22 protein-coding genes are annotated in these 20,731 nt (G+C 39.7%); 4 read left to right on the top strand and 18 right to left on the bottom strand.

Going from position 1 to position 20,731, the window contains the following annotated elements:
- Nucleotides 1–187: 187 nt before the first annotated feature.
- Nucleotides 188–499, top strand: coding sequence for an ankyrin repeat domain-containing protein (locus POD11_RS13235; RefSeq protein ID WP_262457481.1), 312 nt, complete (start codon nucleotides 188–190; stop codon nucleotides 497–499).
- Nucleotides 500–544: 45 nt separating this feature from the next.
- Here POD11_RS13235 and POD11_RS13230 read toward each other — a convergent pair whose 3' ends face one another.
- The 5 genes from POD11_RS13230 to ribF all read right to left on the bottom strand — a co-directional run bounded on the left by POD11_RS13230 (nucleotide 545) and on the right by ribF (nucleotide 6,133).
- A complete protein-coding gene (locus POD11_RS13230; RefSeq protein WP_262457480.1) occupies nucleotides 545–1,087 on the bottom strand; it encodes an NADPH-dependent FMN reductase in 543 nt (180 codons plus the stop codon).
- 137 nt (nucleotides 1,088–1,224) lie between these two features.
- Nucleotides 1,225–1,707, bottom strand: coding sequence for an FKBP-type peptidyl-prolyl cis-trans isomerase (locus POD11_RS13225; protein ID WP_239969453.1), 483 nt, complete (start codon nucleotides 1,705–1,707; stop codon nucleotides 1,225–1,227).
- Nucleotide 1,708: 1 nt separating this feature from the next.
- Nucleotides 1,709–2,239 (bottom strand): signal peptidase II, encoded by a 531-nt coding sequence (lspA, locus tag POD11_RS13220; RefSeq protein ID WP_005804840.1) that lies wholly within the window; start codon nucleotides 2,237–2,239, stop codon nucleotides 1,709–1,711.
- Nucleotides 2,232–5,069 (bottom strand): isoleucine--tRNA ligase, encoded by a 2,838-nt coding sequence (gene ileS / locus POD11_RS13215; protein WP_262457479.1) that lies wholly within the window; start codon nucleotides 5,067–5,069, stop codon nucleotides 2,232–2,234. The genes lspA and ileS overlap by 8 nt, the downstream gene beginning before the upstream one ends.
- Before the next feature lie 62 nt (nucleotides 5,070–5,131).
- Nucleotides 5,132–6,133 carry a bifunctional riboflavin kinase/FAD synthetase gene (gene ribF / locus POD11_RS13210; protein ID WP_078225528.1) on the bottom strand — a complete coding sequence of 334 codons (1,002 nt, stop codon included), beginning with the start codon at nucleotides 6,131–6,133 and terminating at the stop codon, nucleotides 5,132–5,134.
- A gap of 207 nt (nucleotides 6,134–6,340) precedes the next feature.
- Between ribF and POD11_RS13205 the strand changes: the two genes are divergently transcribed.
- Both POD11_RS13205 and POD11_RS13200 read left to right on the top strand, forming a co-directional pair.
- Nucleotides 6,341–7,474 carry a TDT family transporter gene (locus POD11_RS13205; RefSeq protein WP_262457478.1) on the top strand — a complete coding sequence of 378 codons (1,134 nt, stop codon included), beginning with the start codon at nucleotides 6,341–6,343 and terminating at the stop codon, nucleotides 7,472–7,474.
- 80 nt (nucleotides 7,475–7,554) lie between these two features.
- Nucleotides 7,555–8,121: a 5'-methylthioadenosine/S-adenosylhomocysteine nucleosidase family protein gene (locus POD11_RS13200; protein WP_174725020.1), complete on the top strand. Its 567-nt coding sequence runs from the start codon at nucleotides 7,555–7,557 to the stop codon at nucleotides 8,119–8,121.
- 35 nt (nucleotides 8,122–8,156) lie between these two features.
- Here POD11_RS13200 and POD11_RS13195 read toward each other — a convergent pair whose 3' ends face one another.
- From POD11_RS13195 to ubiG, 12 genes are all read right to left on the bottom strand, one after another.
- Nucleotides 8,157–8,777 (bottom strand): TetR/AcrR family transcriptional regulator, encoded by a 621-nt coding sequence (locus tag POD11_RS13195; protein ID WP_009387703.1) that lies wholly within the window; start codon nucleotides 8,775–8,777, stop codon nucleotides 8,157–8,159.
- A 259-nt stretch (nucleotides 8,778–9,036) separates the two neighbouring features.
- The gene (locus POD11_RS13190; protein WP_262457477.1) at nucleotides 9,037–9,837 is read right to left on the bottom strand and encodes an ABC transporter ATP-binding protein; all 801 of its coding nucleotides are present in this window, start codon (nucleotides 9,835–9,837) and stop codon (nucleotides 9,037–9,039) included.
- Between the two features lie 13 nt (nucleotides 9,838–9,850).
- The gene (gene ssuC, locus POD11_RS13185) at nucleotides 9,851–10,648 is read right to left on the bottom strand and encodes an aliphatic sulfonate ABC transporter permease SsuC (protein WP_262457476.1); all 798 of its coding nucleotides are present in this window, start codon (nucleotides 10,646–10,648) and stop codon (nucleotides 9,851–9,853) included.
- Nucleotides 10,645–11,820 carry an FMNH2-dependent alkanesulfonate monooxygenase gene (ssuD, locus tag POD11_RS13180; protein WP_019457892.1) on the bottom strand — a complete coding sequence of 392 codons (1,176 nt, stop codon included), beginning with the start codon at nucleotides 11,818–11,820 and terminating at the stop codon, nucleotides 10,645–10,647. Before ssuD ends, ssuC begins: the two co-directional genes overlap by 4 nt.
- Before the next feature lie 26 nt (nucleotides 11,821–11,846).
- Nucleotides 11,847–12,830 carry a sulfonate ABC transporter substrate-binding protein gene (locus POD11_RS13175; protein WP_262457475.1) on the bottom strand — a complete coding sequence of 328 codons (984 nt, stop codon included), beginning with the start codon at nucleotides 12,828–12,830 and terminating at the stop codon, nucleotides 11,847–11,849.
- Between the two features lie 70 nt (nucleotides 12,831–12,900).
- On the bottom strand, nucleotides 12,901–13,869 hold the full coding sequence (locus tag POD11_RS13170) for a sulfonate ABC transporter substrate-binding protein (RefSeq protein WP_262457474.1): 969 nt from the start codon (nucleotides 13,867–13,869) through the stop codon (nucleotides 12,901–12,903).
- 334 nt (nucleotides 13,870–14,203) lie between these two features.
- Nucleotides 14,204–15,559: an amino-acid N-acetyltransferase gene (gene argA, locus POD11_RS13165; RefSeq protein ID WP_239969432.1), complete on the bottom strand. Its 1,356-nt coding sequence runs from the start codon at nucleotides 15,557–15,559 to the stop codon at nucleotides 14,204–14,206.
- Nucleotides 15,560–15,679: 120 nt separating this feature from the next.
- Nucleotides 15,680–16,009, bottom strand: coding sequence for an RcnB family protein (locus POD11_RS13160; protein ID WP_224993764.1), 330 nt, complete (start codon nucleotides 16,007–16,009; stop codon nucleotides 15,680–15,682).
- 239 nt (nucleotides 16,010–16,248) lie between these two features.
- On the bottom strand, nucleotides 16,249–16,662 hold the full coding sequence (locus POD11_RS13155; RefSeq protein ID WP_262457473.1) for an RcnB family protein: 414 nt from the start codon (nucleotides 16,660–16,662) through the stop codon (nucleotides 16,249–16,251).
- Between the two features lie 217 nt (nucleotides 16,663–16,879).
- Complete coding sequence (locus POD11_RS13150) at nucleotides 16,880–17,626, bottom strand: YciK family oxidoreductase (RefSeq protein WP_009387635.1); 747 nt, start codon at nucleotides 17,624–17,626, stop codon at nucleotides 16,880–16,882.
- A gap of 68 nt (nucleotides 17,627–17,694) precedes the next feature.
- On the bottom strand, nucleotides 17,695–18,396 hold the full coding sequence (locus POD11_RS13145) for an HAD family hydrolase (RefSeq protein ID WP_262457472.1): 702 nt from the start codon (nucleotides 18,394–18,396) through the stop codon (nucleotides 17,695–17,697).
- Nucleotides 18,393–19,106, bottom strand: a complete 714-nt coding sequence (gene ubiG, locus POD11_RS13140; RefSeq protein ID WP_044102431.1) for a bifunctional 2-polyprenyl-6-hydroxyphenol methylase/3-demethylubiquinol 3-O-methyltransferase UbiG — start codon at nucleotides 19,104–19,106, stop codon at nucleotides 18,393–18,395. Before ubiG ends, POD11_RS13145 begins: the two co-directional genes overlap by 4 nt.
- A 180-nt stretch (nucleotides 19,107–19,286) precedes the next feature.
- Between ubiG and POD11_RS13135 the strand changes: the two genes are divergently transcribed.
- On the top strand, nucleotides 19,287–19,904 hold the full coding sequence (locus POD11_RS13135; protein WP_016142593.1) for a thiol:disulfide interchange protein DsbA/DsbL: 618 nt from the start codon (nucleotides 19,287–19,289) through the stop codon (nucleotides 19,902–19,904).
- Nucleotides 19,905–19,991: 87 nt separating this feature from the next.
- Here the strand turns inward: POD11_RS13135 and POD11_RS13130 are convergent, their stop codons facing one another.
- Nucleotides 19,992–20,639 carry a TetR/AcrR family transcriptional regulator gene (locus POD11_RS13130; protein ID WP_016142592.1) on the bottom strand — a complete coding sequence of 216 codons (648 nt, stop codon included), beginning with the start codon at nucleotides 20,637–20,639 and terminating at the stop codon, nucleotides 19,992–19,994.
- Nucleotides 20,640–20,731 lie beyond the last annotated feature (92 nt).

Raw genomic sequence — 20,731 nt, 5'->3', positions numbered from 1 at the left:
CCATGTGAGAGTAAGTCATCGCCAGCTCATTATTCTAAACACCCCCACAATTAGTGGGGGTGTTTTTTTATATGTGGGAAATATAAGAGAATTTGATTTTTAATAAAATCTAGGCTCAATTTCAGATTTGTATATTGGCTGTATTCTATGAATATAATGATGGAATTTCTTATTTTTGGTCACCTCTATGAAAATTAATTCTTTCTCTCCTATACCTGAAGATGATAACGAACTCTCTCTTCCTGCATTGATTTATTGGGCATCTTTAGGTGATATCGATCACGTAAAAGAATTACTAATAGATGGAGAAGATCCTAACCAGACAGATGATGAGGGTTACAGTGCTCTGCAAGCAGCTGCTGAAAATGATCATTTAGAGGTAGTTCAACTCTTAGTTGAAAAAGGTGCTCATGTCGCTTATAAAAGCGAATACACGGCACTAGAGCTAGCAGAAATGACAGGTAATATTGAGATAGTAAATTATTTAAGAAGTTTATAGTATTAAAAAGCCTCTTCTTATTTAAAAGAGAGGCTTTTTTCCAATTTAAGATAAATGATATTTCTGTAGTTTCTTAATAATTGATTGAAGTCCTTTTACTTCAAACTCATTAGCTTCGAATCTTTCATCTTTATTGCGTTTAAAGATATCCCGAATCTCTATGACAGCATTGGGATCAATGATACTTAAACTTGAGGTGACTTGACGTATTTGGCTAATAGAACGAGAACCATTCGTTGAACCATATCCTATAAATGCAGCAGGTTTGCCACTCCATTCTTTACCTACATAGTCGAGTGCATTTTTTAAAGCTGGGCTATAACCATGATTGTATTCTGGGCTAATAAAGATAAATGCATCTGCTTGTGCGATTTTGTCCGCCCATTCTTGTTGTTGAGGCTGATCATAAATCCCAGTAGCCGGTGGGTGAGAGCCTGAAAATAACGGTAAATTCCATTCTTTTAAATCAATTACTTCTGTTTGAAAATCTTTTAAATTAAATGATGGAATTGTTGAGTGTAGCCAATTGGCAATTTTAATTGCTGTACGTCCTTCACGAACACTTCCTACGATAATATAGACCAGCATGTATTTGTCCTAAGAATTTTTATCTTTATAACTTAATTCATTATATAGGTAGGAGAGAATATAGAATTTGTAAGGATTCTTATGTCACTAATAAAAATTGAATCATAAAAAAGCCCTCATTGAGAGGGCTTTTTTATTTACATTAGCTTAATGCCTTGTTGGCCTTCGGGGGTTACCTTGAATATTTCTACTTCAAAGGTAATATTTTTCCCAGCTAACGGGTGATTAAAATCAATTTCTGTAATGTCATCATTAACTGATTTAACTACGCCGAATAAAGTGGTTTTTGCCTTATCTTCAAATTCGATCATGTGGCCAGGAATAGGGCGTTGCTCAAACTTAACTGTATCGAAAGTTTGAACATTTTCTGGATTCCACGGACCAAAAGCATCTTCTGGTGGAAGGTGTACTGTACGGCGGTCACCTGCACGTAAACCGAATAATGCTTTTTCGAAACCTGGTAAAAGGTTTCCGTCACCAATAGTCAGACTAACTGGTTCTTCACGGCTACGTGTATTGTCAATTTCTACACCATTTTCGATAGATACAGAAAAGTGTAGGTCGACTTTAGAACCGTCAGTAATACGAATTTCTTCGTTAGGTTGAATAATTTCGGTCATATTATGCATCCGAATTTTGGTTACGTTGCTTCTCAAGGAAGAATGTATCAATGAGTAGCAAAATCGTACCTAGAGTGATGGCACTGTCCGCAATATTAAAAGCTGGAAAGTGATGATTTTGGTAATAAACATGAATGAAATCGACCACATAACCTAGGGTAATACGGTCAATTAAATTGCCTAAAGCTCCACCTAAAATTAAAGCGATGGCTACAGGTAGCACCACCATTTTTTTAGGCATACGCATTAACCAAAATACAAAAAGTACTGAAACTAAGCCCGCCAAAGATGTGAAGAAATAGCGCTGCCATCCTCCTGCATCAGATAAAAAGCTAAAAGCTGCACCATAGTTATGTAATAGTGTCCAGTTTAAAAATGGAAGTACGGGTACAGGATCTGCATAGTTGAGATGTGTACTTGCAATCCATTTTGTCCATTGATCCAATACAATGGCAAGGACAGAAAGTCCAAGCCAAATCAGGTTGTGTGGATAAAACTGGAATAAGCCTTTTTTAGCTTGTGAATTAGGCATATTTTCTCACTTCGCCACGACCAGTGACGTTCACAATACAACGACCACATAAACCAGGATGATCGGCATGTGTATTTACATCTGGAAGGACGTGCCAGCAACGTGCACATTTTTCACCTTCAGCTGCAGATATTTGTACACGTAAGCCTTCCATTTCAGTTGCTTCACCTTGCTCAGCAAATGGATGTACTACTACTTGCGAAGTAATAAGAACAAAACGGAGTTCATCAGCCAGTTGGTTTAAAACTGTTTGTAATGATTCATTTGCCCAAAGTTCAACTTTGGCTGAAAGATTACTGCCAACAATTTTAGCGTTACGTGCTGCTTCAATCTGTTTATTTACTGCAGATTTTACGCTAATCAATGTTTGCCAATCTTCCTCAGAAAGCAAGTTTGCTTTTGATGAAACAGGCAAGTCATACCATTCTGACGTAAATACATACTTTTCAGTTTGTTCTGGAATCAGTGGCCAAGCTTCTTGAGCGGTAAAGCTTAAGATCGGGCTCATCCAACGGATAAATGCTTGGACAATATGGTAAAGCGCTGTTTGTGCAGAACGGCGTGCTTGTGAGTCAGCCTTAGTCGTATATTGGCGGTCTTTGATAATGTCTAGATAGAAACCACCTAAATCATTAATACAGAAACTTGTTAACGTACTACACACCACATGGAAGTTCATTTCTTCATAAGCAGTGATAATGGTTTGTTGTACTTCATTCGCACGCTGCAAAATATATTGATCAAGAGCGATAAGGTCATCTACTGCTAAAGCATCAGTACTTGGTTTGAAACCATTGAGGTTAGCAAGTAAGAAGCGCAGGGTATTACGAATACGGCGGTAGCTATCACTTACACGGTTAAAGATTTCTTTAGACGCCGCAATTTCATAGCGATAGTCGCTAGAAGCTACATATAGACGTAAACCATCAGCACCAAGTTGTTTGATGATTTCTTCAAGCGGAATGTAGTTACCTAATGATTTTGATAACTTACGACCATTTTCATCTACCGTAAAACCATGTGTTAACAGGGCTTTATATGGTGCACGATTGTGAATTGCCATAGACGTTAATAAAGAAGATTGGAACCAGCCACGGTGTTGGTCTGAACCTTCTAAATATAAGTCAGCAGGGCTTTCTAATTCTTCACGTTGCTCAAGTACAGCATAATGTGTTGTACCAGAGTCGAACCATACATCGAGTGTATCGCGAACGGCGTTGTATTGTTCAGCATCTTCACCAATGAAGTCTTTTGCTTCACGTTTGAACCATGCTTCGATACCTTCTTGTTCGATCAGTTGAGCGACTTCTTCGATAAGCTCAGGTGTACGCGGGTGTAATTCGTTCGTGTCTTTATGAACGAAGAAAGGAATTGGAACACCCCACGTGCGTTGACGTGAAATACACCAGTCCGGACGGCCTTCGATCATTGATTCAATACGGTTTTTACCCCAGTTCGGGACAAACTCGATATCATTTTCAATAGCATTCAGTGCGCCATCACGTAAACCTTTTTGATCCATGCTAATGAACCATTGTGGTGTAGCACGGAAAATAATAGGAGTCTTATGACGCCAGCAGTGTGGGTAGCTGTGTTTAATTGGCTGATGAGCCCATAAACGGCCTACAGCACCCAAAGCTTCGATAATCTTTGGATTGGCTTTATAGATGTGTTCACCAGCATAGATTGGGGCAGTTGGGAGATAAACTCCGTTACCACCGACTGGGTTATCTACTTTAAGGTTGTATTGAAGACCTACTTTATAGTCATCTGCACCGTGGCCAGGCGCTGTATGTACGGCACCTGTACCGCTTGTTGCGATAACGTGTTCACCCAAAATAACCGGAACTTGGCGATCAGTAAGTAAAGGGTGCTGTAAAGTAAGCTTTTCAAGAGCCGAACCGGTAAAATCTGCTAAAACAACTGGGTTTTCAAGTTTATAGCGTTCAATTGCTGAAGCAACTAAGTCTTTAGCAAGAATGAAGTTTTGCTTACCGTGCTCAGTCGTCACTTGTACCAATTGATATTCAATTTCGGCATGCAACGCAACCGCTTGGTTTGCAGGCAATGTCCACGGTGTAGTCGTCCAGATCACGATATCAGTTGGATCTTGAACTTCTACGTTTAAACGGGCACTTAAATCTTTAAGATCAACAACGCCAAAACCAACGTCGATTGCGTCAGATTTTTTATCTTCGTATTCAACTTCAGCTTCAGCAAGTGCAGAACCACAGTCCATACACCAGTTCACTGGCTTTAAGCCCGGCTGAATATGACCATTTTTCTGAATCAAACCTAAAGCACGAACAATATCAGCTTCTTGTTTGTAGTTCATGGTGAGATAAGGATTATCCCAGTCACCTAAAATACCAAGACGTTTAAAGTCAGTACGTTGTAAATCAATTTGTTTTAGCGCGTATTCACGGCAAAGTTTACGGAAAGTCGCAGCGTCAACTTTTTCGCCTACTTTACCCACTTTTTCTTCGACTTTTAGTTCGATTGGTAAACCGTGACAGTCCCAACCCGGAACATAAGGTGCATCGAAACCTGACAAAGTACGACTTTTTACAATAACGTCTTTAAGTACTTTATTGACCGCATGGCCTAAGTGAATTGTACCGTTTGCATATGGAGGGCCATCATGCAAAATATATTTTTTCTTGCCAATACGCGATGCACGAATCTGCTGATAAATGTTGTCGGTATACCACTCTTCTAACCATTTCACTTCACGTACTGCCAAATTTGCTTTCATTGCAAATTGAGTATCCGGCAGGTTTAGCGTGGCTTTGTAGTCCACTGCATTCTCAGGAGTTTGCTTATCGCTCATGCAAGTTTTCTTCCAGTTTTAATCAGCTTGGGAGCTGACATGTTTTACAATCAAAATTCGAATTAAAAAGGAAATTGTGTCGTGTCGTTACGATATTGTCGTAACTGCTGCACGTCATTATCAATTCCTGCCTTAAGTGCCTCAAGCGAAGGGTAGTTCAATTCACCATGAAGATAGTGAAGGAAAGTCACCCGCATAAATAAGCCATACAGATTAGCAGAAACATCAGGGAAATGTACTTCTAATCTCCACTCTGGATGTTCTTGCTGAATGGCTGGACGTGTACCGACATGTCCTGCGCCATAGAGGCTGTTTTCATGATATCCGGCAATTCCCGGTTTTTCGGGTGTATCTTGACGCACTTTTTGAGTAAGTGAGGTTGTTTCACAAATGACTTCAACACCATAAATACCATTTAAACACGGCTTGTGGCGGTTGAGGCGAACGTTAATCGTTGGAAAATCCAGAGTTCGGCCAATTTGATCGCCATATTGAACTCGTCCAGTAATACTGTAAGGACGACCTAATAATTTAGCAGCTAAGGCAAGATTTCCTACCTGAAGCACTTGGCGAATACGAGTTGAACTTACGCGTTCACCTTCAAGTTCAATCGTATGTAAATTTGTGACCCCAAATCCGTAATCTTTTAAAAATTCGCTGTTGCCTTGACGGTCCTTACCGAAATGAAAGTCATCTCCTAAAACCAAAGACTGCGCGTTTAATTTATCTTTTAATAAGTCTGCAAAGGCAGACGCGCTCATACTACGGAAATGCTGATCAAATTTAGCAACTGCAATGTAATCAACCCCAAGCTCAGCTAGGTATTCAACTTTTTCTCGTAGTGAATTAATACGAGGAGGGGCATCGTAGCCTTTAAAGAATTCAAGAGGCTGTGGCTCAAAAATCATAACCAATGTTTTTAAGCCTTGTGCTGCAGCAATTTTTTTGAGTTGAGCAATCATCGCTTGGTGACCTAAATGGACACCATCAAAATTACCAATAGTTACCGCTGTTTGAGGTAACTGAAAATTGGGCGATAACGCATTAAGACGAAGCAGTTTCATGAACTTAAAATATGGCTATTTTTGCAAGGGCTATATATTGCCATAATCTCACAGATTCGTCTTGTTGTTGTGTTTTTACTCAGTTATTTTTCAACATGAATATTTTCATATCTAAAATATTGATGAATTAAATAAAAATAAATCAATTTTTCTTATTAATGGTTTGCTCTACTATATCTTTATCCACTCTTTGATTAGAGAACTAAGATGAAAAAACCCTTTTACCAATTAAATCATAGCAAAGATGTTATACGACATTTTACTCCAAATTGGTTTACAGCGACTATGGGTACTGGCGTGGTAAGTATGATTTTAATTCAGCTCCCATTTGCTCAATCATTTTTATTCACGCTAGCAACTTTGTTATGGCAATTTAATATTATTTTATTCAGCGTTTTTTCAGGTCTTTATTTATTGCGGTGGTTTCTTTTCCCTCATGAAGCGAAGCAAATATTTAACCATCCCAATATGAGCTTGTTTTTAGGCGCTATTCCGATGGGGCTCGCTACAATATTGAATGGCTTTTTAAGCTTCGGAGTCGGGCTTTACGGTGAAGTTGCGATACATATTGCTCAAGCTTTATGGTACATCGATGTCTTTTTAGCACTAGCCATTGCATGGATCATACCTTTTTGTATGTTTAGCCGTCAGAACCATCAGCTACATACCATGACTGCAATCTGGCTATTACCAGTGGTTGCCTGTGAAGTCGCAGCAAGTTCTGCGGGAGTGCTAGTAGCGCATTTACCAGCTGATTTACATAGCTTTCATTTATTGCTAGCAGGCTACGTGCTGTGGGGGATTTCTGTTTTACCCGCATTCGCTATTTTAACAATTTTAATGTTACGTATGGCTTTGCATCAGTTACCGGAAAAAGAAGTTGCAATTTCTAGCTGGCTTTCTTTAGGTCCTATCGGGACTGGTGCTTTAGGTCTCTTATTGCTAGGAGAGCAGGCCCAAAGAGTAGCGCCAAATGTAGGATTTCACCAATTTGCGAATGTCTTTCAAGCTTTAGGAGTTGTAGGCAGTCTTGTGCTTTTAGGCTTCGGGTTATGGTGGCTTGGTCTTGCAATTTTAACAACGCTTCGTCACGCAAAGACAGGTATTCCATTCAATTTGGGTTGGTGGGGCTTAACCTTTCCATTAGGTGTATTTATTCTTGCACTGTTTAATTTAGGGCATCAGGTTGAAATTGTATTTTTACAATACGTTGCTGTTGCACTGAGCCTTTTATTATTGACAATGTGGGGTGTGGTAATGAAGAAAACGCTAGCAGGCGCATATAGCGGCCAACTGTTCTTTTCTCCGTGTTTAATCGCCTTACAACAAAAAATGCAGTAATGATGAAAGGGTGCAAAAAGCTTTTGCACCTGATTTATACTTATTTTCTAATTTATTTAATTTTGATTTGAGCTTTTTGAATGAACACTGATATTGCTTTAATTATGGCACTTCCTAATGAATCTAAAGGTTTATTTGAACAAGCTGGTGTTGAAGTTCATTACAGTGGTATTGGCAAGATTAATGCTGCCTTTAAAGCGTTTGAGGTTATTCAAAAAACTGGCTGTAAAACTTTAATTAATCTAGGTACAGCTGGAAGCTCTGCATTTAATCGACATGATTTAGTCGAGGTGAAGACTTTTGTACAACGTGATATGGATGTTTCACCCCTAGGGTTTGAAGTAGGTGTAACGCCGTTAGATGATCACTTGCCAGCTGAAATTCATCTTCAATCACATTTTGCTGATTTGCCAAAAGCAATTTGCGGAACTGGAGATTCATTTGAAACGGGTCAGCCAAAAGTAGCTTGTGATGTAGTGGATATGGAAGGGTATGCTTTAGCCAAAGTCTGCCATAAATTAGGCGTACGTCTAATTTCGGTAAAGTATATTACTGATGGGGCAGATGACACAGCTCATCTAGATTGGGAAGAAAACTTATTATTAGGTGCACAAAAGCTTTTAGCACTTTATCAAAATCATTTCTAAAAAAAGATCGGCAAATTTGCCGATCTTTTTTTGTTTTAACGAGGCAATACGCCGTAGAGCATTAAGTGGACTGTATGCTCAATTGAACGCTGGAACATACTGCGGTTACGCAGAGTTTTTCCAGTTACCATTTCCATTTGGGTTGCAAAATCTGCATAGTTTTGCGTAAGGCCCCAAATATTTAAGATTAATAATTCCGGGTCGATATCTGGGGAAATTTTCCCTTCTTCTTGCCACGTCTGAATGACTTTAGCTTTGCGCTTGAATAACTTTTTCAAAGGCCCTTTCAGTATAGGTAAAATATGCGGAGCACCTTGAATGATTTCTAATGCAAACAATCTAGAGGCTTTCGGTTGGCTACGAGACAGTTCGATTTTTTGAATTAAATAGTGCGATAAGGCTTCGGCTGGTTCTAATTCAGCTTCTAAAGTTTGTAAGGGAGCCAACCATTTTTGTAAAACAGTTGTGAGCACTTCTACATATAAAGACTCTTTATTTTCATAGTAATAGAAAATATTCGACTTATGCATGTCGGCGAGTTGGGCAATTTCATCCAGACTTGCACCACTGAACCCATAGACTGAAAATACGTCAAGGGCGGCAGCAAGGAGCTGATTGCGCTTTTGGGTACTCTTTTTTTGTTCCATCTGCTGCATAATTAAAAAAATAATATTCCCATTGTAAGGGAAATTGTTTGATTTGTGCACAGGTGTCTTGCTTTTTTAATCAAAAAACGGCTAGTTATTTGCGTAATAGATATACTATTGTGCAAAAAATAGAGAGATTCACTAGTTTATTGTTATTCTTAAAAATATTTTTTAAATTTCGCCCTAAAAAAGAGCAATAAAACAGCAATTTTATTGCTCGTAAATTGTGCATTTTTCGGCTGAGCGATTCTCATTACTCATCGCAACCTTAGGTCGCTAAAACCGCATCGAGTACTTGCTGTTCAAGCTGAGCAAAAGAAATACTCTTTTTACGGGGACGCGGCAAATTAACTTGGAAGCTTTGAGCAATCTGGCCCTTATCTAATAAGATAATACGGTCAGCCAATTGCACTGCTTCACTTACATCGTGGGTGACTAAAATTGCAGTGAAGCCTTGCTCTTTCCACAAGCGCTCAATCAAGCTTTGCATCTCAAGACGAGTTAACGCATCTAAAGCCCCTAATGGCTCATCTAACAGCAAAATACGGGGAGTATGAGATAACGCACGGGCTAGGGCAGTACGTTGTCGTTGACCACCTGAGAGCTGTGAAGGCCATTGTCCCGCTTTTTCTTTTAAACCAACTTTTTCCAGTAATTCTTCTGCTAAAGCATGTTGCGCTTTAGGTAAACCCAGTTGCACATTTTGAAGAATATTCCTCCAAGGGAGTAGGCGTGGGTCTTGAAACATAACCCGAATATCATCGTTAGTAATACCTTCACGCAAATGTCGGGCAGATTTAAATTTTATTTCTCCAAAACTGGCTTTTTCAAGTTGGGCAATTAAGCGCAATAAAGTACTTTTACCGCAACCACTACGTCCAACAATAGCTAAAAATTCGCCCGGTTGAATATGAAGGTTAAGATCTTCAAGAACTTTAACTTCACCATAAAACTTATAAAGCTGTTCAATCAGAATCTCTGCGCCTAACACAGGTTCTTGTAACTCTGGATGGTTTTCTGGAATGAGCTCTACGTCATTCTGATTAATATTTAAATTCAGATTTGTCATATTTTAAGCTCCTTTATTTTTGATAACCGGCATGCCAGCGTAGTAAATAACGTTCCAAAAGTTGTGCTAAAACATCTGCTAGTTTGCCTAGTAAGGCGTACAGAAGAATACCCACCAGAACGACATCAGTTTGTAAAAACTCACGTGCATTCATGGTCATATAACCAATACCTGCTTGAGCTGAAATGGTTTCAGCGACAATGAGCAATACCCACACCAAACCTAAAGCAAAGCGTAAACCGACTAAAATAGAAGGCATCGCGCCCGGTAGAATAATTTCTTTGTAGAGCTGCCAACGTGAAAGTCCATAGCTTTTGCCCATTTCAATCAATTGTGGGTCAACTGAACGTATACCGTGATAGGTGTTGATATAAATCGGAAAGAAAACACCTACTGCGACCAAGAATAATTTCGCTGTCTCATCAATACCAAACCACAAGATGACGAGTGGAATCAGAGCTAATGCTGGGATGTTACGAATCATTTGCAGGGTCGTATCAAGCAGAGTTGAGGCGAAACGGGAAGATCCATTAAGTAGACCTAATAGCAGACCTAAGCCGCCACCAATCAACAATCCAAGTAAAGCACGTCCAGCACTGACTTTGACATGTTGCCAAAGCTCACCGCTAATGAGTAGATGCCAAAAAGCGGAAACCACGGCAGTCGGAGCAGGCAAAATACGATTTTCTAAAAGTCCCGAACTTGAGGCAATTTGCCAAACCACCAATAGAACAATCGGGAAAATCCAAGGCAGCAAACGCTGCCCGATTTGCTTGGTTCCACGTGAAACAATACTTTCAGCTTTGTTCATGCAGGCTCCTTGACGGAACTATTTTGTTTCTTCTCGTCTGGAACATAGTTATTGGCAATAATTTCACCGAACGGACCGGTCAAATTTGGCTGAGCAAGTTTAGCTCGGGTTTCAATTGGTAATAATGGGAATACTAACTCTGCAAAACGGATTGATTCTTCAAGATGTGGATAGCCTGAGAAAATAAAGGTATCGATACCTAAATCCGCATATTCTTGAATACGTGCAGCAACGGTTTCAGGATCGCCGACAAGTGCTGTACCAGCACCACCACGGACTAAACCAATTCCTGCCCAAAGGTTTGGAGATACTTCAAGCTTGTCTCGGTTACCGCCGTGGAGAGCTGCCATACGTTGTTGGCCTACCGAGTCCATTTGCGCAAATTTCTTCTGTGCAGCAGCAATAGTTGCATCATCTAGATATTGAATCAGCTCATTTGCCGCTGCCCAAGCTTGTTCGTTAGTTTCACGAACAATGACATGTAAGCGAATGCCATAAGTTAATTTACGGCCTTTAGCCTCAGCTTTGGCGCGAACATGTTCGATCTTTTGTTTGACTGCTGCTGGTGGTTCACCCCAAGTAAGGTAGGTATCCACTTGTTCGGCAGCTAAATCGACTGCGACGTCTGAAGACCCACCAAACCAAAGTGGTGGATAAGGCTTTTGAACAGGTGGGTAAAGTAGTTTTGCATCATCTACTTGTAAGCGTTCACCGTGGAATGTAAACGCTTCACCCGTATGCGAGCGTGTTAAAATTTCACGCCAGATTTTTACGTATTCATTGGCTGTTTGATAACGCGTTGAGTGGTCTTCATATAAACCATCACCGCGTAGTTCAGCTTCATCACCACCAGTCACTAAGTTGAGTAACACGCGACCATTTGATAAGCGGTCAAATGTTGCAGCCATACGAGCAGCCAAAGCTGGTGTTGTGACACCAGGACGTAATGCAACTAAAAACTTAAGGTGCTGAGTTGCATCGATCAGGCTAGCCGCCGTAATCCATGGATCTTCACATGAACGGCCCGTTGGAATAAGTACACCTTCATAACCTAAGTTATCTACTGCCACAGCAATTTGCTTCATATAGGCATGGTCAACCTGACGAGCGCCTTTACTTGTACCTAAATAGCGACTATCACCGTGGGTAGGAATAAACCAGAAAATTTTCATGTGCATTACCTATATGTCTATTGAAATTACTTAGCAATCCAAACAGCTTGTTTGATGCTGATTGGTTTTGGAATGATGCCTTGTTGAGTAAAGATGTCTGCGAGTTGCTGCTGCTCAGCAATCACTTTGCTGTTAAGAGGAGCTGCCGATGAAGGGCGTGGACGACGTTTAATGAATAAATCACTGGTCGCAGGTTTAAGACCTGTGCTTTGCCCAATCGCACCTGCCGTTTCTGCTTGGTGGCTTTGAACCCATTTATCGGCTTGATTGATTTGTTTGATGAGCCCTGAAACAGCTTTCGGATGTTGTTTAACAAAGCTTGGAGCAGCTAAATAAAAGGTATAGTTCGGGCTTAAACCTTTACCCGACGCAAGAACACGAGCTTGATCTTCTAGTTGTGCTGAGGCGAAGTAAGGATCCCAAATTGCCCATGCATCTACGGCACCTTTTTGAAATGCTGCGCGAGCATCGGCTGGAGTAAGCCAGATTGGCGTAATATCGCTCCAGTTTAGGCCTGCTTTACGTACGGCTTGTACAAGTAAGTAATGTGAGCTCGAACCTTTTTGCAGTGCAATTCGTTTGCCTTTAAGGTCTTTCAGCTGTTTGAGCTGCGAGTTTTTAGGAACCAAGATTGCCGATGCTAGTGGTTTAGCCGCTTCATAGGCAATGTAATACAAAGGCTTGCCGGCTGCTTGTGCGTAGACAGGAGGTGTGTCCCCAGTAACGCCTACATCAAGTGAACCGACAGCTAAAGCTTCTAAAATTTGTGGACCAGCAGGGAACTCATTCCAAGTAACTTTGGCATTAGGAAATTCTTGTTCAAATAATTTTTGCTGTTTGGCAATCGCAAAGTTGATCGAACTTTTTTGAAAACCAATACGAAGTTCTTTTACAGTTGGGTCAATCGCCCAAGCGGGTGCAGCAATTGTTAAACCTAATACAGTGACTGCACTGATGCGTTTAATTAACTGGGTCCACTGATTCTTATTGAATAATGATTGATGTTGCATATTGATATCCTTGTTCCCCTTGAGGCAAGGCACAGCATTTATATGGTTATTTGCCGTGCCCAAGCTGGGTTTATTTCAGTTTTAAAATGGCATCTTGAATGGTGAGTTTGTTTGGAATGAGCTTTTGCGTATAAAAGGCATCAGCTACTTGTTGTTGTTCTTGTGCCACTTTGTCAGATATTGGCTGAACTCCAAAACCCATACGTGAAATGGAAGTTTTGAGTACATCAAACTCAAGTGCTGTAGGTTTTTCGAGTAGCTTGGCTGCTTCATCCTGATGTGAGCTCACCCATTGGGTTGTCTGGTTAAGGGTTTGCACAACTGTATTGAGTACTTTCGGATTATTTTCTGCAAATTTACGGTCAGCTAGATAGAACTGATGATTGCTTACTAAATTTTCACCTGTTGCTAAAACTCGTGCCTGAATTTGATGTTCAGCTGCAGCAAAGAACGGGTCCCAAATCACCCATGCATCTACTGCACCTTTTTCAAAGGCAGCACGAGCGTCTGACGGCGGTAAATAAACTGGTTGAATGTCACTTAAGCTTAAGTTGTTGGCTTCTAAGACTTTTAATAAAAGGTAGTGAACATTCGAACCTTTATTCAGTGCGACACGTTTTCCTTTTAAGTCTTTAATAGAGTGAATGGGAGAATCTTTTTTTACCAATAATGCTTCGGCTTTTGGCGCAGCAGGTTGGTTTGCGACATAAACTAAATTTGGATTGGCAGCTTGCGCAAAGATTGGAGGTGCTTCGCCTGCTTCACCGAGTGAAACACTTCCTACGTTTAAACCTTCAAGTAATTGAGGTCCAGCAGGAAACTCAACCCATTTTACTTGTACACCTTGTTCTTTTAGTGCTTTTTCTAAGTCACCACGAGCCTTTAAAATAGGAAGGATGCCATATTTTTGATAACCAATATTTAAAGTTGTGGTGGCCTGTTCCTCTTTTTTGGCACAACCACTTAACATCATCACTCCTGCAAGGCTGGCCGCGATGACTGAATATTTTGCCCATGAAGTGGTGTTGAAAAGTGCCATGAGATTTCGTGCTCCCCGAAAGAGAAAAAGAAAAAATAATTGGATGAGCAGATACCCTAAAGGGATTTTTATTTCAGAAAAAATAAGTATTCGGACTTTATTTATGTAAAAAAAAGCTAAAAACTTTCGGCGATAAACTTATGCAAAAAAATGATTTATTAAATAAGATGATCTTTATAAAAAGTTATTTAAGTTTATATAAATAAAATAAAAATTATTAAAATAATAAAATTTGAAGATTTAAAAAAAGTACAACCATAAATTAATCGTATTTATGGTTGTACTTTTTAAACTAAGCTTATCTGAAATAAGAATATCTTAAAAATAGCAAAGGCTAAGGAAGCAGTTTCTTAAAGACTAAAGAATTCCTTTGATAGTTATAGAGCGCCTGACGAGCATTTGGTAAGTCATCAACACTCACCTGATGAAAACCATGTTCTAAAAACCAATGAGCAGTACGCGTTGTTAAAACAAATAATTGACGAATACCTTGTTCTTTTGCCTTTTCTTCAAGGAATTGCAGAATTTGACTACCGCGATTTGATTTACGATAACTTGGATGTACTGCAACACAGGCAATTTCTGCGGAACGAGTCTCGTTAAATTCGGTCGGAATTGGATAAAGTGCAGCACATGCTAGAATTGTACCATCACGTTCAATGACAGCGAACTGGCTAATTTCTTGCTCTAAACGTTCACGCGAACGATAAACCAAGATGCCTTCTTCTTCTAGCGGACGTAATAAATTCATTAAACCGCCCACATCTTGAATGTTGGCCATGCGAACTTCTTCATAATGCGCATCGGTAATCATGGTACCAACACCATCACGTGTGAATAGCTCTTCAATTAGTGCACCATCATAAGCGTAAGAAATAAGATGAACGCGGTGTACGCCTGATAAAGATGCTTTTTTTGCTTGTTGCAAATGCAAAGTGAGTGTTGGACTGATGGTTTGGTATTGTTGAATGTAGTAGTCCAGTTGATGGGGGCTTAATTCACGTAATATTTGCTCATCTTCATTCAGCAGGCCTTGTTGCTCACCTAGAAAAATGAGTTTATCTGCTTTTAAGTAAGTTGCAGTTTTGGTTGCAACTTCTTCTGCTCGTAAGTTAAATACTTCGCCTGTAGTGGAATAACCTGTTGGCCCCAATAACACAATATTATGATTATCGAGGTGTCGATCAATTGCATCGGTATCAATAGAACGGACTTCACCTGTGAGCTGGAAATCCATCCCATCACGAATACCATAAGGCTTCGCAGTCACAAAGTTACCTGATATCACGTCTATGCGAGCGCCATACATGGGTGAGTTCGCTAAACCCATAGAAAGTAATGCTTCAATTTCTAGGCGAATAGAACCTACAGCATTCATGACACACCCTAAAGATTCACGTGTGGTAATTCGGCTGTTGTCATAAAAAGGAGTTTCTATTCCTTTTTCTTTAAGGTTGTGATTAATTTGCGGACGTGCGCCGTGTACGAGAATTAATCGGATACCAAGAGAATGTAATAGTGCAATATCATGAATAATATGCTGGAAATTAGGATGGCGAACTGCTTCGCCACCAAACATCAAGACAAACGTTTTATCGCGATGCGCATTAATGTAGGGTGCTGAGTGTCGAAACCAGTGTACATAATGCTGGGTGTTATTATGCGACTTACTTACAGGCTTACTTGACATACCGATCTCGAATCAACAGCAAAAAGATATAAAGATGATTCTAAACAAAAAAGATTAAAGCCGCATGTTTTAGATAAAAAAACACCCAAATCTAAGTTTGGGTGTTTAAAAAGTTTTAAATTAGTGAACAACTCTAATGATTTTATGGCTCTGTTCATTCACCAGTACATAATTTCCGTTCACTTTGTACCATTTTTGGTAGCGACCCGGTTTACTTAATTTTTGATGTTGGCGATAGTCAATCACGTAACGTGAGTGTTGGTATTCATGAGGTACAACTTGACCCACTCGCCAAGCATTACGATGGTCATCTTTTTTAATCACTTTAACTGTTTTTACTTCATGGTTTTGATAGTTGCCATGGTGATTATGATCATTAGGCGCTGCCATTGCTGTTGTTGCAACTAAACCAGTAAGTGAAAGAACAATTGCTGTTGTTAATTTTTTCATTATGAACCTCGAATCATGAGCTAAATTTCAATAACTAAAGATTAGTGAATAATTGCAGATAAATCGTGGAGACAAAGAAGAATAAATGTGAAAACCCAATATGAAATAAGAAGAAATTAAGAAAATACTTAATATGAAAATATAAAAAGTTTTTATTTTTAAACTAGATAAGACATAAAAAAAGGATAAAACCCGAAGGCTTTATCCTTTTTATTCAGCGATAGCGAGGCTCTATCGCTTTAAAAACCACGAATACTGACAATACTATTAGAATCTGTATCGACTAAAATATAGTCATTATTGATTTTGTACCATTGCTGATTACGGCCCGGTTTAGGTAGGTTGCTGTCTTTATAGTCGACTTTATAACCATTGCCACGATAGTGCTGTGGCATCACATAACCCGGCTGCCAGCGATGCTGTTTCAACCGTTCAAAGCCACGTTCTTCGCGCATACGGCGTTCGTCACGGATACGATCTTCATCATGATCACGTCCAAATCCTGGCCCACGATCATTCCACTCACCGCGTGGTCCTCCGCCTTTAGGACCTTTAGGGCCATGGCCTCGGTCAAAAGGGGGATCAGCAAAGCTTGCCATACTGATGGTCAGTACGGTTATGCATAGGGCTAAGATGGTGAACAACTTTTTCATGATGCATCCTCGTTTACATCTGATGTCTCTCATGTTGAATACTCTACGCGCAAAATGCAGAGAAACTGTGAAGATCATTTAATGGTTCAATTAAAATTACGGATAGATCAAGAGTTTTTATCAATCGTAAAAAAGGCTTGTATATATCTTTTCAGGTATAGGCAAGCCAGATTTGATGATTGGCCGTAATTTAATTTAGCTTTTCATCTTTAACTTTTTAATCCTGTGCATCAATACTTTGCCCATTGAGCGCCAAGCTGTCTTCACCCATTAAATAGAGGTAGGCAGGCAAGATTGACTCAGGTGTAGGTAATGTCTTCGGATCTTCTTGTGGGTAGGCTTTAGCACGCATTGCAGTACGTGTTGCGCCTGGATTAATACAGTTAAAGCGGATATTTGGATAAGTATTCTCCGCTGCAAAAATTTTGCTCACTGCTTCAATTGCAATTTTGGAGACAGAATAGGCACCCCATAAAGCACGCGCTTCACGGCCTACACCAGAACTGGTAAATACGACAGAGGCGTTTTCTGATTTTTGCAAAAGTGGTAATAAGGCTTGAGTGAGGGCAAACGGAGCACGTAAGTTAACTGCCATCACGTCATCCCATACTTCTGTAGGATAATGTGCCAGCTCTACCCGCTCACCTAAAATACCCGCATTATGCAAAATACCGTCTAAACGTCCAAACTGCTTTTCGAGTGTATCGACTAAAAAGTCGTAATCCCGGTCAGAGGCACTTGAAAGTTGTAGCGGTAAAATCGCGGGTTGCGGTGCACCGAGACTTTCAATTTCATCATAAATCACTTCAAGTTTATTTAAGGTTCTACCATGCAGAACAACGGTTGCACCATGTAGGGCATAACTTAGAGCCGCAGCTCGCCCAATTCCATCACCAGCACCGGTGATTAAAATAACACGATCTTTGAGTAGATCCGGACGAGGTTGATATTCTGAATATTTCATTGGTAAACCTCCTTCTTTTTATATTGATAAAACGAGTAACCGTTAAAAAAGTCTATAAAACTCTGATGTTAACTTATCATACGCTGATTTTCCTGTAGAGCAGGAAGCTTTTGACGTAACATATCGTGTAATTCTGTCACCGTATTTACAATCGAATCAGCCTGCCAAGCAGCGAGATCATCACGGTGCTCAATAGGTAGATAGCCGTATGCGGCTAAAATAGTGTACATATTGGCATTGCGACCAGCATCAATATCACGTGGGTGGTCACCTACATAAATAATTTCATCTGCTAGGATATTTAACTGTTTAGCAGCTAAATACATGGGTTCAGGGTCTGGTTTTGTTTTACTGACATCTTCAGGACACACCAAAACCGCACAGCGTTCTGTCAGATTTAACTTTTCTAAAAGAGATTCACTTAAACCGCGTGGTTTATTGGTCACAATACCCCACGGGATTTGCGCAGCCTCTAACTCTTCTAGAAGTGGATACATACCTTCAAACAGATCTGTATCAACCACAATATTATTGCCGTAAATATCTAAAAAGTTTTGACGATGTGCCAAGAAAATTGGATTGGCAATATCTAGCTCTGGATAGACCAATTTCACCATCGCACGCGCACCTTCAGAAACTTGAGTGCGAATGAGGTCTGCATCAACCACAGGACGTCTTTCATCACGGCACATTTGCTGAATAATACGAATGAAATCCGCAGCTGTATCGATAAGCGTACCGTCTAAATCAAATAAAACAGCTTTCATCATGCACCTGTATTCATCGTATGAACCATATAGTTAACGTCGACATTTGGCGCTAACCAATAATGCTTGGTCAGAGGGTTGTAATGCAGTCCAGTCATTTCTTTTAAGGTAAGGCCAGCATTACGAATATCATGTGCCATTTCAGATGGTCGAATAAATTTATGATAATCATGCGTGCCTTTTGGCAACATACGTAGTACGTACTCTGCACCAATAATGGCAAATAAATAAGATTTTGGGTTACGGTTAATGGTCGAGAAGAACACATGGCCGCCCGGTTTAACCAAAGCCTGACAAGCTTTTACAATAGATGCCGGATCTGGAACATGTTCCATCATTTCCATGCAAGTCACCACGTCGTATTGGCCTGCTTGTTCTTGTGCTAATTCTTCTACAGGAATTTGGCGGTATTCAATATTTTGAACATTCTCTTGTTGGGCATGCAATCGGCCAACGGCTAGAGGTGCTTCACCCATATCGATGCCTAGTACATCTGCACCACGACGTGCCATGCTTTCGGCCAAAATACCGCCGCCACAGCCGACATCAAGTACTTTTTTACCAGCTAGACCGCCTGCACGTTCATCAATCCAATTTAGACGTAGTGGATTAATTTGATGAAGTGGGCGAAATTCAGAATGTTGATCCCACCATTTGGCAGCAAGTGCTTCAAACTTTGCGATTTCTTGTAAATCAACATTCAATTGCGACATGGTGCTACCTCTAAACTTGAGTTATCTTTTTGGATGTAGTTCGCCGTTAGTGTAGCGATTATTGGGAAAAAAGCGATAAACCCAATAAAAAACTTCACAGAAGCAAAACGAATTTAGCATATTTGTTTTATATTTAGAGCATAAGCTAATGCATAACAACTTAGAGGAAAAGCTGTAACAATGAAAAAATTGGTTTTGGGTGGTTTGAGTGCAGCAATTATGGCCGTATCGGGTAGTGCAATGGCAGCAGATTTTGTTGCTGGTAAAGACTACACCGTGATTGCCAATCCAAGCAAAGTGGAAGTTCCGGGGAAAATCGAAGTTCGAGAGTTCTTTTGGTATGGATGTCCACACTGTTTTAAACTTGAACCGCATATGCAAACGTGGTTAAAGCAGATTCCTAAAGATGTACGTTTTGTGCGTACACCAGCTGCAATGAATAAAATGTGGGAACAAGGGGCGCGTACATATTATACATCTGAGGCATTAGGTGTACGTAAACGCACGCATTTACCACTATTCCATGCGATTCAAGTGAACGGTCAACAAATTTTTGATCAAGCTTCTGCTGCGAAGTTCTTTACTCGTTATGGCGTGCCTGAACAGAAATTTAATAGCACTTACAACTCGTTTGCTGTGACTGCAAAAGTTGCCGAGTCAAATAAACTTGCTCAACAGTACCAATTAACAGGTGTTCCTGCAGTTGTCGTTAATGGTAAATACGTGGTGCAGGGTGAAGATGGTAAAGTTACCCAAGTTCTTAATTATTTAATTGAGAAAGAACGTAAAGCAAAATAAGTTGTTTAGGCTTTACTTCAAAAATGGGCTTCATATGAAGCCCATTTTTATATTTAATTTATCGTTAATTATCACGAAATATTTCAATTAATTTTGCTGATTTTCATCTTCAATTTGAAAATTTAAAACATCAAAATTAGCTGTTTGAGTCGGTAGTGATAATGCCTGATTAATATATAAATTAATTAATTTCTGACGAGAACCAATCGAACGTTGGTAATAGGTAGAGTTTAAAAGTAGGGATGCGCCGTAAGTCAGTGACCAGATATAAGACAAATAGTCACGAATCGACATATCATAGTTCAATGATTTTAAATAACTTTCGGTAATATCTTTAATTGCTAAAATACGTTGTTGGCGGATTTCATAAAGCTCTTCGAAAAGATGCTTCAACTTAGATTCTGTCATTGTCAGATTTTCTTCAAGTTGATGCAATAAAATGGTTTTGCCTGGCGTAAGCAAATGGTGAAGCATGTAATGAGGAGCATACTCTTTGAAATCTGTATTATATTTTTTAGAAATTTCTAAAATTTGCTTTTCATTTTGAATAATAAGCTCGAGTAGAAGCTCATTTTTACTTCTAAAATGCTTATAAAGTGTGCCTTTAGCAATATCTAGCTCGGCCACTAACTCATCTAGAGTAATTTCCTGATTGTTTTCTAGTAACAACTTTTCTGCCACGCTCAGAATTTTTTCTTTACGCATCAAAAACTGTGTATGACGATCAAGATTCATAGGTATTCCCACACCAGTTTGGCCTAACTAATAATTTACTTCCTGTAAAAAGAAAAAGACTTTTCTCGAAATTTTTAGCCTTTTTCTTTCTC

This window comes from Acinetobacter sp. P1(2023) (assembly GCF_028367635.1).
Lineage (GTDB): Bacteria > Pseudomonadota > Gammaproteobacteria > Pseudomonadales > Moraxellaceae > Acinetobacter > Acinetobacter pittii_E.
This window is presented reverse-complemented; position numbering and strand designations above follow the sequence as displayed.

What these genes read in the sequence shown, in the direction of transcription:
- POD11_RS13235 (WP_262457481.1), top strand. Translation starts at nt 188, where the DNA reads ATGAAAATTAATTCTTTCTCTCCTATACCTGAAGATGATAACGAACTC.
- POD11_RS13230 (WP_262457480.1), bottom strand. Translation starts at nt 1,087, where the DNA reads ATGCTGGTCTATATTATCGTAGGAAGTGTTCGTGAAGGACGTACAGCA.
- POD11_RS13225 (WP_239969453.1), bottom strand. Translation starts at nt 1,707, where the DNA reads ATGACCGAAATTATTCAACCTAACGAAGAAATTCGTATTACTGACGGT.
- lspA (WP_005804840.1), bottom strand. Translation starts at nt 2,239, where the DNA reads ATGCCTAATTCACAAGCTAAAAAAGGCTTATTCCAGTTTTATCCACAC.
- ileS (WP_262457479.1), bottom strand. Translation starts at nt 5,069, where the DNA reads ATGAGCGATAAGCAAACTCCTGAGAATGCAGTGGACTACAAAGCCACG.
- ribF (WP_078225528.1), bottom strand. Translation starts at nt 6,133, where the DNA reads ATGAAACTGCTTCGTCTTAATGCGTTATCGCCCAATTTTCAGTTACCT.
- POD11_RS13205 (WP_262457478.1), top strand. Translation starts at nt 6,341, where the DNA reads ATGAAAAAACCCTTTTACCAATTAAATCATAGCAAAGATGTTATACGA.
- POD11_RS13200 (WP_174725020.1), top strand. Translation starts at nt 7,555, where the DNA reads ATGAACACTGATATTGCTTTAATTATGGCACTTCCTAATGAATCTAAA.
- POD11_RS13195 (WP_009387703.1), bottom strand. Translation starts at nt 8,777, where the DNA reads ATGCAGCAGATGGAACAAAAAAAGAGTACCCAAAAGCGCAATCAGCTC.
- POD11_RS13190 (WP_262457477.1), bottom strand. Translation starts at nt 9,837, where the DNA reads ATGACAAATCTGAATTTAAATATTAATCAGAATGACGTAGAGCTCATT.
- ssuC (WP_262457476.1), bottom strand. Translation starts at nt 10,648, where the DNA reads ATGAACAAAGCTGAAAGTATTGTTTCACGTGGAACCAAGCAAATCGGG.
- ssuD (WP_019457892.1), bottom strand. Translation starts at nt 11,820, where the DNA reads ATGAAAATTTTCTGGTTTATTCCTACCCACGGTGATAGTCGCTATTTA.
- POD11_RS13175 (WP_262457475.1), bottom strand. Translation starts at nt 12,830, where the DNA reads ATGCAACATCAATCATTATTCAATAAGAATCAGTGGACCCAGTTAATT.
- POD11_RS13170 (WP_262457474.1), bottom strand. Translation starts at nt 13,869, where the DNA reads ATGGCACTTTTCAACACCACTTCATGGGCAAAATATTCAGTCATCGCG.
- argA (WP_239969432.1), bottom strand. Translation starts at nt 15,559, where the DNA reads ATGTCAAGTAAGCCTGTAAGTAAGTCGCATAATAACACCCAGCATTAT.
- POD11_RS13160 (WP_224993764.1), bottom strand. Translation starts at nt 16,009, where the DNA reads ATGAAAAAATTAACAACAGCAATTGTTCTTTCACTTACTGGTTTAGTT.
- POD11_RS13155 (WP_262457473.1), bottom strand. Translation starts at nt 16,662, where the DNA reads ATGAAAAAGTTGTTCACCATCTTAGCCCTATGCATAACCGTACTGACC.
- POD11_RS13150 (WP_009387635.1), bottom strand. Translation starts at nt 17,626, where the DNA reads ATGAAATATTCAGAATATCAACCTCGTCCGGATCTACTCAAAGATCGT.
- POD11_RS13145 (WP_262457472.1), bottom strand. Translation starts at nt 18,396, where the DNA reads ATGATGAAAGCTGTTTTATTTGATTTAGACGGTACGCTTATCGATACA.
- ubiG (WP_044102431.1), bottom strand. Translation starts at nt 19,106, where the DNA reads ATGTCGCAATTGAATGTTGATTTACAAGAAATCGCAAAGTTTGAAGCA.
- POD11_RS13135 (WP_016142593.1), top strand. Translation starts at nt 19,287, where the DNA reads ATGAAAAAATTGGTTTTGGGTGGTTTGAGTGCAGCAATTATGGCCGTA.
- POD11_RS13130 (WP_016142592.1), bottom strand. Translation starts at nt 20,639, where the DNA reads ATGAATCTTGATCGTCATACACAGTTTTTGATGCGTAAAGAAAAAATT.